The organism is Vibrio sp. Vb1026 (assembly GCF_033338745.1).
Classification (GTDB): Bacteria; Pseudomonadota; Gammaproteobacteria; order Enterobacterales; family Vibrionaceae; genus Vibrio; species Vibrio alginolyticus.
The window spans coordinates 220830-228570 of record NZ_JAWOTH010000007.1 but is presented as its reverse complement, the minus strand read 5'-3'; the positions used below and the strand labels follow the sequence as shown (position 1 = coordinate 228570).

The 7741-nt window shown below is 44.2% G+C and carries 5 protein-coding genes; all 5 read left to right on the top strand.

The window, feature by feature from the left end; genetic code table 11:
- Nucleotides 1-936: LysR family transcriptional regulator CalR (gene calR, locus R7E47_RS13385; RefSeq protein WP_318084366.1), on the top strand; the 936-nt coding region annotated here is incomplete at its 5' end.
- A 294-nt stretch (nucleotides 937-1230) separates the two neighbouring features.
- Nucleotides 1231-3039, top strand: coding sequence for an AMP-dependent synthetase/ligase (locus R7E47_RS13380; protein WP_033906039.1), 1809 nt, complete (start codon nucleotides 1231-1233; stop codon nucleotides 3037-3039).
- Between the two features lie 449 nt (nucleotides 3040-3488).
- Nucleotides 3489-5213, top strand: a complete 1725-nt coding sequence (locus R7E47_RS13375; RefSeq protein WP_005379695.1) for an acetolactate synthase 3 large subunit — start codon at nucleotides 3489-3491, stop codon at nucleotides 5211-5213.
- 1 nt (nucleotide 5214) lies between these two features.
- A complete protein-coding gene (gene ilvN, locus R7E47_RS13370; protein ID WP_005379697.1) occupies nucleotides 5215-5709 on the top strand; it encodes an acetolactate synthase small subunit in 495 nt (164 codons plus the stop codon).
- A gap of 110 nt (nucleotides 5710-5819) precedes the next feature.
- The gene (locus R7E47_RS13365) at nucleotides 5820-7700 is read left to right on the top strand and encodes a GGDEF domain-containing protein (RefSeq protein WP_005379698.1); all 1881 of its coding nucleotides are present in this window, start codon (nucleotides 5820-5822) and stop codon (nucleotides 7698-7700) included.
- The last annotated feature ends 41 nt before the right edge of the window (nucleotides 7701-7741 follow it).

Sequence of the window (7741 nt, the reverse complement as noted above, 5' to 3'; positions counted from 1 at the left end):
AGCGCAATTGCTAGCTACCGTATGGAAAGCACTTTGCGTGGTGTAGATTTAAACCTACTGACTGTATTTGATGCTGTAATGCAAGAGCAAAATATTACTCGTGCAGCACATAACCTAGGCATGTCTCAACCGGCGGTAAGTAACGCCGTGGCACGCTTAAAAGTGATGTTTAACGACGAGCTATTCATGCGCCAAGGCCGTGGTATTCAGCCTACGCAACGAGCACGTCAACTGTTTGGTCCTATTCGCCAAGCACTGCAGCTGATTCGCAATGAACTTCCTAGCTCCGTATTCCAGCCAGAATCTTCGACTCGCTTATTCAAGCTTGCGATTTGCAGCCCTTGCGACATGCGTTTTGCTCCGAAGATCATGGCAAAAGTGAATCAACAAGCACCAAACGTTCAGCTTCACCTAGATGCAGAATTTGACCGTTTGTTGTCTGAGCGTATGCGCTACCAAGAAATTGATTTCGTGATCGACTACGCTCGTTTTGATGAGCAAGGTTTCTCAAGTACTGAAATCTTCAAAGATGAATTAGTGGTTATCGCATCAAAAACACACCCACGCATTCAAGGTGGTGTGACGGCTGAGCAACTGCTTAACGAAAAGCATGCGAAGTTATCGAAAGTGCATGGCCAACGTAGTTTCTCAGAGCAAGCGTACCGTGAACTGGATTGCCAAGCGGCGTATGAAGGTTCTAGTTTAAGCAACCTACTATACGTGGTGGGTCAATCTGAGCTTGTGACTATTGCACCACGTTGGATGGCGGAAAATGCGGTAAACAGCGATCAACTGCAAATTCTTGATTTCCCATTTGCGAACAAAGAAATCAGCGGCTTCTTAAGCTGGCATGAATCAAGCGAAAAAGATAAAGGCCACATTTGGCTGCGCGATCAACTGATGATCACTTGTGGTGAAGTCGTTGCCGCAAAATAAGATGACGTTTGGTCTTCTCGATTAGACCATATTGGTAATCATCAATTTTTACAATTCATTGGTCCCCGAGCGATTTTTGTCTCTCGGGGCTTTTTGTTTTCGTAATCAACAATCGAAACAGTAAGTTAAATAGAGTAATCATTCAGCAATTTGAGTTACGTTACGCGACGTATAAGTGATAGTTGTCTCTTATTAGTGATAAGTTTGATACTGGTCAGTTGCGTTTTAGCAAGCCGTGAGTACACTTGTTCGCTCAATTAGCTTACGCCTGTAAGCCAAAAGGTAAGTAAAAGAATGGCCAAGTTAGATTTTCATATCGTTAAACGTATTCGTGAACAAATTGCGAACGGTGGTACACGCGTTGCACTCAAGCATAAAGTGGGTGAGGAGTGGCAAGGTATTACGTGGACGCAATTTGGTCAGCAAGTTGATGCTTTATCACTTGCACTTTTGGCTCAGGGATTAGGAGTCCAAGATAAGATCGGCATTTTCTCGAACAACATGCCGCAATGGACGATCGCTGATATCGCAGCACTGCAATTACGCAGCGTGACAGTACCTATTTACCCAACCAATACTGCCGCTCAGTCGGCGTACATCATTAACAATGCAGACGTCAAAGTTCTGTTTGTTGGTGAACAGCCTCAATTTGATGCAGCCGTGAGCATTTTCGACCAGTGCGAACAGTTAGAGCTCATTGTTGCGATGTCTGATGATATAGAACTTGGCGATCATGATTTCGTTATCTCTTGGCAAGCATTTGTTGCCAAAGGCGACACTACATATCAAGTTGAATTGGATGCGCGTTTAGATCAGGCAAAAGAAGATGATCTACTCACGCTGATCTACACCTCGGGTACAACAGGGCAGCCAAAAGGCGTTATGTTGGACTACGCAAACATTGCGGCGCAATTGGAAGGGCACGATCAGCGCTTGAGCCTTTCTCAAAGTGACGTGTCATTATGTTTCCTTCCGTTGTCACACGTATTTGAGCGCGCTTGGACCTTTTATGTATTGTACAAAGGGGCGACCAACTGCTATTTGCAAGACACCATGCAAGTACGTGATGCACTGAGCCAGGTGCGACCTACCGTGATGTGTGCCGTACCGCGTTTCTATGAGAAGATCTTCTCTGCGATTCACGAGAAAGTGTCTCGCGCGCCGATTCACCGTAAGATCATGTTTACTTGGGCAGTCAACATGGGCGCAAAAATGGCCGCTTGTCATCAAGAAAAACGTCAGCCATCGCTCTTGCTGCGTAAGTCATACGCTTTGGCGGATAAGTTGGTTCTGAGCAAACTGCGTGCGCTACTTGGCGGGCAAATCAACTTTATGCCTTGTGGCGGTGCAAAGCTGGATGAAACCATCGGTCGATTCTTCCATGCGATTGGTATCAACGTTAAGTTGGGCTACGGCATGACTGAAACCACGGCGACAGTATCGTGTTGGGATGATAAATGTTTTAACCCCGACTCTATTGGTATGTCGATGCCTGGCGCACAGGTTAAGATCGGCGAAAACAACGAGATTCTGGTTCGTGGTCCAATGGTGATGCGTGGCTATTACAAAATGCCAGAAGAGACGGAAAAGACCTTTGATGAGCACGGTTTCCTAAAAACGGGCGACGCTGGTTACATTGATGAAAATGGCAACTTGTTCATCACCGACCGTATCAAAGAGTTGATGAAAACTTCAGGTGGTAAATACATCGCTCCACAAATGATTGAAGGTGCGATTGGTAAAGACCACTTCATCGAGCAAATCGCAGTCATTGCGGATACTCGTAAGTTTGTTTCTGCACTTATCGTGCCTTGTTATGACTCGCTAGAAGAATACGCGAAAGAGCTGAATATCAAATATCACGATCGCGTTGAGTTGATTAAGCACCACCAGGTGGTCGAAATGCTTGAGAAGCGTGTGAACGATCTTCAAAAAGAGTTGGCAAAGTTTGAACAAGTGAAGAAGTTTAAACTGTTACCAAGAGCTTTCTCTATGGATGATGGTGAGTTAACGCCAACTCAAAAACTTCGTCGTAAAGTCATCAATGACAAATACCAAGATGAAATTGAAGAAATGTATAAGGAAAAGTCGGATAAAAAGTAACTTAAGCTGACTTAGATTTTATATTGATGAAAAAATCCCCAGTGATGTGATCGCGCATTGCTGGGGATTTTTGTTTGTATTGATTTTTTCTGTTTTGCTCGTCAAATAACGCTATTTCGCACCCTATAGCTAAAAGCTTATGAAATAATGCTCTTTTTTTGAGCGTTAACTTTTTAGGTTGTACTGTGAAATAGGAGATGTGTGGCTACTATTCCTACTAACATTCTAATTACTAGTATCTTGTTTAAAAAGTAGACCAATCTCTCATTAGACCCTTTGATAATAAAACGTTACATTTGTTGGGTAACCTTGCGGGATGTTATGACGAACGCAAGACATAGCCGAAAACGTGGAAGTATTTCGATTAGGCTACGAATAAGACCTAGACTATGTAAAACCAGACCAATCCGTTGACCTTACGGTGAGGAAACTGGCTAAGGAGAGCAATTATGACAGCAATGTTGTCAGGCGCAGAGATGGTGGTTCAATCTCTGATAGAAGAGCACGTAGAGCAGATCTTTGGCTACCCAGGTGGCTCTGTTTTGGATATCTACGATGCACTGCATGCCAAAACCGATCAAATCAAACACGTACTTGTAAGGCATGAGCAAGCCGCCACTCATATGGCAGATGGTTACGCTCGAGCTACCGGTAAACCGGGTGTCGTACTTGTGTGCTCGGGGCCGGGCGCGACCAATACCATTACGGGTATTGCAACAGCATATATGGACTCTATCCCAATGATCGTTATCTCGGGTAACGTACCGAATAGCCTAATTGGTAATGATGCTTTCCAAGAGTGTGACATCGTTGGTGTCTCCCGCCCAGTGGTCAAACACAGCTTTTTAGTAAAAAAAGCGGAAGATATTCCTGAAACAATCAAAAAAGCGTTTTATATCGCGACTACGGGTCGACCTGGTCCAGTTGTGATTGATTTGCCAAAAGATGTGATGAACCCGCAAATCAAACTGCCTTATCAATATCCAGAAACGCTTTCAATGCGTTCTTACAAGCCGACAACTTCGGGCCATAAAGGCCAGATTAAAAAAGCGCTTAAATCGCTATTAGAAGCGAAAAAACCAGTGCTTTATATCGGTGGTGGTGCGGTGATTTCTGGCGCTCATGAACATATTTTAGAGCTTTCCGACAAACTGAACCTACCCGTTGTGAGTACTTTGATGGGCTTGGGGGCATTCCCGGGTACACATAAAAACTCACTGGGCATGTTGGGTATGCACGGCACTTACGAAGCTAATATGGCAATGCATGAAGCGGATCTTATTTTTGGTATCGGTGTGCGTTTTGATGACCGTACAACCAACAACCTTGAAAAGTACTGCCCAAACGCAAAAGTGATGCATATTGATATCGATCCGTCATCGATCTCGAAAAACGTGAAAGTGGATTTGCCGATCGTAGGTTCTGCGGAAAAAGTGCTGACAACCATGCTCGGGCTGCTTGCAGAGCAAGGTAGTGGAAATGATCAAGATGCTATCACCGCATGGTGGGATGACATTCAAGTATGGCGTGACCGCAACTGCTTGTCTTATGAAACGTCTCCAGAACGAATCAAGCCACAGCAAGTAATTGAAACGCTGCACAAGCTAACTAATGGCGACGCATATGTGGCGTCTGATGTGGGCCAGCATCAGATGTTTGCGGCGCTGTACTACCCATTCAATAAGCCGCGCCGTTGGATAAACTCTGGTGGTCTTGGCACCATGGGATTTGGTCTTCCGGCTGGCATGGGCGTGAAGTTTGCCATGCCACAAGAAGAGGTCGTGGTTGTGACTGGTGATGGCAGTATTCAGATGAATATTCAAGAATTGTCGACAGCCATGCAATACGACATTCCAGTGAAGATCATCAACCTGAACAACCGATTCTTAGGCATGGTAAAACAGTGGCAAGACATTATTTATCAAGGCCGTCACTCTAATTCTTACATGAGTTCTGTTCCTGACTTTGCAGCGATTGCAGAAGCTTATGGTCACGTCGGTATTCGTATCGAAACGCCTGATCAGCTCGAAGAAGGGCTACAAAAAGCGTTGGATATGAAAGATCGTCTGGTGTTTGTGGACATCAACGTAGACGAAACCGAACACGTATACCCGATGCAAATCAAAGGTGAGGGTATGGATAAAATGTGGCTAAGCAAAACGGAGAGAACTTAATATGAGACACATTATTTCATTGCTATTGGAAAACCAACCGGGTGCGTTGTCTCGTGTTGTTGGTTTGTTCTCTCAACGTGGTTACAACATTGAATCTTTGACGGTATCACCGACTGATGATGAAACCTTGTCGCGAATGAACATTACCACGACATCTGATGAGATGCAGTTGGAACAAATTCAGAAGCAGTTACACAAATTGATCGATGTGCTGAAAGTACAAGAAGTCACCGAGTATGAGCACATTGAGCGTGAACTGATGATGGTGAAAGTGAAAGCCAGTGGTTTTGCGCGAGCAGAAGTGAAGCGGACGGCAGACATCTTCCGTGGCCAGATCGTGGATGTCACGGCTTCCCAATACACCGTACAACTTGCGGGTACGAGTGAAAAGCTAGATGCCTTCATTCAAGCGATATCCGAAGTGACCGAAGTTGTCGAAGTTGCTCGTAGTGGTGTCGTTGGCATTGCGCGAGGAGAGCGAGCCCTCAAACCTTAACTCTCTGATTGCATATAGAAAAGCCACTTAATCTAAGTGGCTTTTTTGTTTAGAAAATAACAATTAATGATATAATTGTCGTTTTAGTAAGCATGATAGGCATTAGACGTGTGAAAGTACCTAAGCGAGTCGGCACCTTATTGGCGACAGCACTATTTTTTAGTGCACTCACTGCCGCTTACTACTATCAGAAATATCTGACGTTGTTAGAAAACAATGTTGAGAACACCGCTCAAGAAGCGTTACATCAATTGGCCTATACTGGCCGTGAATACAGCAATATTCAGGATCAAATCGAAACGATCAGTGACCTACTTGGTCACAGCCAAAGTCTGTATGAATATCTGCGCCAACCTAACCGGGTGAACCGTTCCATCTTAGAAGACATGTGGATCTCGGTCGCAATCAATCAAAAGTTGTATAAGCAAATTCGCTTTCTTGATGTTTCTGGTCGAGAAAAAGTGAGGATTAATTATGAGATTGAAACAGGCGCTGCGTTGCCCGCGATCAAATTGCAAAATAAGTCAGAGCGAGATTACTTTCAATTCGCTAAGAACTTAGACGATGGCGAAATCGCTTCGTGGGGGATAGGTTTAGAACGAGAGTATGGCGAGTTAGTCTATCCCTATAGCCCGTCACTGCGTATTTTGATGCCTATTTCGCTTAACGGAAAGCGCGAAGGGTATCTTGTGCTTAATGTTGATATTGACTATTTATCCTCTCGACTCAACTATTCGTCAGTGCTTGATTTCCATATTGAGCTGATTAAGAGTGACGGATTTTACATTGATAGCCCTAAATCAGCTCGTTTGTATGGCCATATAATTCCCGCTCGCTCTCAATTTAATTTTGGCCGGATGTACCCAAACATTTGGCGTAGTTTAAATTCAAAAGATTCGGGCTATGCTTACAATGGTTCGAATTTGGTCGCGTATCGCACCATCCAGTTTGTTTCTAGCGAACCTCTTCATCTGGTTATTGATCTTACCAATGAGCAGTTATTATCCCGAGCTCAGAGGGATATTGATGACTTAATCCAAGAAGCGTTTTTTGTTTTAAGTTTGGTGCTCGGCTTCACTTTGCCGACGGCAGCCCTTGCTCTGCATTATCGGCGTCATAGTATGGAATCGAAGTTGGCTCGAGCTGCTCTTGATGGTATGACTGCGGTGATGATCTCGGATGCTTCACATAGAATCATCATGGTTAATCAAGAGTTTGAAAACATGATGGGTTACTCAACCAAGCATGCCCAAGGTTGGAGTGCACATCATTTAATTCTCTTACCTGAAGATCTCGAAGCAAACCTGAGTATCTGGAAAACACTGAAGAGTGAACACGTATGGGAAGGGGAGATTCGTTGTCGAACTAAGTTTAATCAAGTCTTTACTGCAATAATGCGTATTCAGGCGAATTTAACCAAATCAGGTAAAGTGAGTTATTACATTACGTCGCTGGTGGATATCTCTGGGCAAAAAGAGTTAGAAGAAAAATTACGAAACCTAAGCGAAAAAGATGGCTTGACGGGGTTGTGGAACCGCCGAAAATTTGAAGAGCAATTGGCGCAATATGCGGGGATTATTGAACGCTATCCTGATAGCCCTCCTGCTTGTTTGGCGTTGTTTGATATTGACCACTTTAAACGTATTAATGACGAGCTTGGCCACGACGAAGGAGACAAGGTGATTTGTAGTGTCGCAGAAACCCTCCTAGAAGAAGTCCGCAGCACAGACTTTGTATCTCGTGTCGGTGGTGAGGAATTTGCAGTGATTATGCCGCATACAACACTAGAAGAGGCTGAAATTGTATTGAATAGGCTACGTGTCGCGGTTCAAATGCGTAGTGATAGAGGCATTACTGTCAGTGCTGGGTATAGTGATTTAACCTCTGATCGTACAAGAACGTATAAATGTGCTGATATTGCTTTGTATGAGTCAAAAAGTGCAGGGCGTAACTGCGTATCGCTATGTCATAGTTATGATGATATTGCTTAGTGCTTTTACAAAAACGAAAAAACGGGGATAGACCCCCGCTT

What these genes read in the sequence shown, in the direction of transcription:
- R7E47_RS13375 (WP_005379695.1), top strand. Translation starts at nt 3,489, where the DNA reads ATGACAGCAATGTTGTCAGGCGCAGAGATGGTGGTTCAATCTCTGATA.
- ilvN (WP_005379697.1), top strand. Translation starts at nt 5,215, where the DNA reads ATGAGACACATTATTTCATTGCTATTGGAAAACCAACCGGGTGCGTTG.
- R7E47_RS13380 (WP_033906039.1), top strand. Translation starts at nt 1,231, where the DNA reads ATGGCCAAGTTAGATTTTCATATCGTTAAACGTATTCGTGAACAAATT.